The following is a 3,253-nucleotide window of genomic DNA, read 5'->3' as shown; positions in this document are numbered from 1 at the left end:
GAAGTGGTCCATCTGGCGGCGACGCCACCAATACCGGGCACGGCAAGCCCACTACCAGCGACGACACCGATCACATAACTAAGTGCGGCTGGAGTGCTAGTCCGAACTCCTGTTGGGCAGAACAATCATTCAACCAAAGTTGGCGCGCTACTGGTAAGTCGAATACAGCTTCTCGTGCTGGGCAATCGGATGCGGCAGCCCTGACTCTGATGCCGACCACGTCTCCTCGACGTATGACCCGAAAGTTCGCGCCGGCTGTCCCGTCAGCAACTCCACATCGCCGCTGACAGCTGCGCATGCACCGGCCTTGGTGGGGATGAACAGATGATTGATGTGATTTACATACGCCGCGGGCCGATCCGGACCTCGCATGTACTCACGATGTTCGGCTGGCGTGCAGTCGATATGGCGAACCGACGTGCCGCTTGTCGCCCCGATCGCCGCGGCGACCTCCGCAAATGAAATCGCCTCCCGCCCACTGATCGCATAGGCCCGGCCGTCGTGCCCCGACGTCGCGAAAATCGCAGTCGTGGCCGCCGCCAGGTCGCGGGTATCGACAAAACTCACCTTCGCATCCCCCGCGGGGGCATGCACCTCACCCCGTGTCCGAATAGCTTCTGCGAACACTGCGTCGTCCTCGTCGAAGTTTTGCATGAACCAGTTGGCGCGAAGAATTGTCCACGCCTTGCGCGAGTTCTGCACCACCAGCTCGATTGCCCGGCGTGGATGATCGTCCGGGGTGTACTCCACACCCATATTGGACAGGAACACGACATGTCGGACATGCGGTGCGGACTCCAAGAGCATCCGTACCGACTCGGCAGCATAGTGATCCAGATCGAGTCCCTTAACCACCAACCCCTCAGCATCCCCAAGTGCGCTCGCCCACGTCGATTTGTCGTACCAATCGAAAGCCACCGGTGTCAGATGCTCAGACGGCGCGCCCGGATGCCGGCTTCCGACCCTCACGTCGAGCCCGGCTGCAGCCAACGCCTCGACCATCCGCCGTCCAGCCTTCCCAGTCCCACCCGTCACCAAAATCTCCATCGAATTTCCCTTCTTCCCGATGCTTCGATTTCGTTATAGAGGCTAGGACTGATCGCATGCTCAAGTAATGATCGAAAAGCTTGATTGATGAACCGATCGTCTTGCCCCACCTCACCCCGCTAGACGACTGACGAGTGGTGCCTAACATACGACTATGCTTTCAGCGTGGAGACGATCACCGATGTCTACGCCGCGCTTCGAGCCGGCCAACCATTTGCCGAGTACACACGTTCCGACGGCATCGTCATGCCGGAGCGCCGGTCGACTCGACAGATTGCATCCGTCTCATTTCGCATCGTGTTGAGCGGATCGTGCCGGATTTTGCCACCTGCCGGCTCCGGACATTGGTTCCCAGAGTTGGTCCTGGGACCAGGAGACATGGCCCTATTCGGTCCGCGCGTCGTCCATACTCTTGTCGCGCACAACCTCGCGGATCAGGCGGGAAGTGCAGTGGAAAGCCTGTATTGCGGATATCTGCAAGGCCCCCGCCAGCCGCATCCGCTGCTTCGGGATCTGGCGAACATCACCTACATTCCGGTGCGCGCAGCATGCCCGATCGAATTCGAAAGCCTGCTGAGGTTCTTGCGACTAGAGCTTGAGGACTCTAAGCAGCCACCCGATCTGACACCGGCCCTCGTCGAAGCCTCACTGACATATGTGTTACGAGCATGGCGTCGTAACCATGCCCGAGACACATCCTCGCCGCATGCCGATACCGTGGTAGCCCGAGCACTACGAGCGATGCACACACATATCGAACACCCCTGGACAGTGGCAGAATTGGCCGCCGTCGCCGGACTCTCCCGTGCCGCATTCGCCCAACGCTTCACCACTGCGATAGGACAGCCTCCACTGGCTTATCTGACCTCAGTGCGTCTGGCCGAGGCGGCCAAACTCCTCCGGGACACCGACCGACCCATCACGCAAATTGCCCGCGTCACCGGCTACAGCTCCACCATCACCCTCACCCGCGCATTCCGACGCGAACAAGGCATTACCCCTGGCGCCTACCGCCACGAACAGACCCGGATCGGCTGAGCAAGACTTATTATTGCCTAATCGCGAGGGCAAAGCCGAGCATGCGGAAAGTCTCTGAGTCGCGCCGGTATCCTCCATGGCCACGGCGAGGCAGGCACTTCTACTGGCCGCCGATGTATCTAGATCACCAAGTTGATTTTTGTCATCCTGAACAGAGTCTGTCGAACCAAAGCTGAAAAGCCGCTGCCCCTGGAATGAACGGCCCCGATTTTCCGGCCGCTTCCTTCTTTGTGGAGGCTATGGGCCATGCCCAAGCGTTATCCGATCGAGCAGCGTGAGCGAGCGGTGAAGATGGTGCTGAACCGACTCGACGGGTATCCGTCGGCGTAGGCCGCCTGCCAAGCGCTCGCCCTCGCCCCAAAGCTCGGAGTCCACCCGGAGTCGTTGCGTGTCTGGGTGAAGCAGGCCCAGATCGACACCGGGAAGGCTCCCGGGGTGACGAGTGCGGAGCAGGCGCCGATCAAGGAACTCGAACGAGAAGTCCGAGATCTTAAGGAGGCCAACGAGATTCTGAAAGCGGCCTGAACCGTCACGAGTAAGGGACCGGCTTCGGTGTCAGACCAGCGCCGGTCGGCGTGGCGGTTGTTGAGAGTAGTACGCGGCTTCGTATTCGGCCGGGGTCAAGTAGTCCAGCCGTGAGTGAAGACGCGCATTGTTGTACCAGTCGCACCATTCCATGAGCGCGAACTCGACCTCGGCGAGCGTGCGGAACGGGCCGTGTCGGCGCACGACCTCGGTCTTGAAAAGCCCGATTATCGATTCCGCAAGAGCATTGGTGCGTCCTGAAGGTGATAGGGAGGTTGTGATGTAGAAGGCACGAATCTCGTTGTCGCCGTGCTGTTGTGGAGATGAAGGTAGGTCCTTCGGCATCGGCATGCAGGTGCAGGTGTCAAACCACCCCGAGTTGCTGCGGTGAATGAGCCGTGGTGGTGAGCGTCGTGGGAAAAGCCTTGCGAGACAAGGCAGGTGTGGGCCGAGAAGGCGAACGTAAGTGAACCACTGATGACGTGTCGTTAAGCCAGGTGACATCGAAACCGGGGCCTTAATGCTGTCCCGGGACGAGCCAGACGGGAGTGGGCTGCTCCCAATGAATGAGACCATCTGGTATTAGAGTCCCGTTTGGCCTGATGAGGGCCGAGAAGGGACACTGATCGACATGGCAGGACGC

At 59.9% G+C, this 3,253-nt stretch carries 2 protein-coding genes and 2 pseudogenes; 2 read left to right on the top strand and 2 right to left on the bottom strand.

The annotated features are described in order from the left end of the window. Positions 1 to 147: 147 nt before the first annotated feature. Positions 148 to 1,047 carry an NAD(P)H-binding protein gene (locus ACFYOW_RS49405; RefSeq protein WP_387299109.1) on the bottom strand — a complete coding sequence of 300 codons (900 nt, stop codon included), beginning with the start codon at positions 1,045 to 1,047 and terminating at the stop codon, positions 148 to 150. 378 nt (positions 1,048 to 1,425) lie between these two features. On the opposite strand from ACFYOW_RS49405, the gene ACFYOW_RS49400 reads away from it, so the two are divergent. Next, entirely contained in the window at positions 1,426 to 2,085 is a 660-nt protein-coding gene (locus ACFYOW_RS49400) for a helix-turn-helix domain-containing protein (RefSeq protein WP_387299107.1), read from the top strand. Between the two features lie 363 nt (positions 2,086 to 2,448). Continuing rightward, positions 2,449 to 2,610: pseudogene (locus ACFYOW_RS49395) on the top strand (transposase); the annotation flags it as partial. Between the two features lie 30 nt (positions 2,611 to 2,640). Here ACFYOW_RS49395 and ACFYOW_RS49390 read toward each other — a convergent pair. After that, positions 2,641 to 2,859: pseudogene (locus tag ACFYOW_RS49390) on the bottom strand (integrase core domain-containing protein); the annotation flags it as partial. Between the last annotated feature and the right edge of the window lie 394 nt (positions 2,860 to 3,253).

It is taken from the genome of Nocardia sp. NPDC006982 (genome assembly GCF_042869435.1).
GTDB lineage: Bacteria > Actinomycetota > Actinomycetes > Mycobacteriales > Mycobacteriaceae > Nocardia.
This window is presented reverse-complemented; position numbering and strand designations above follow the sequence as displayed.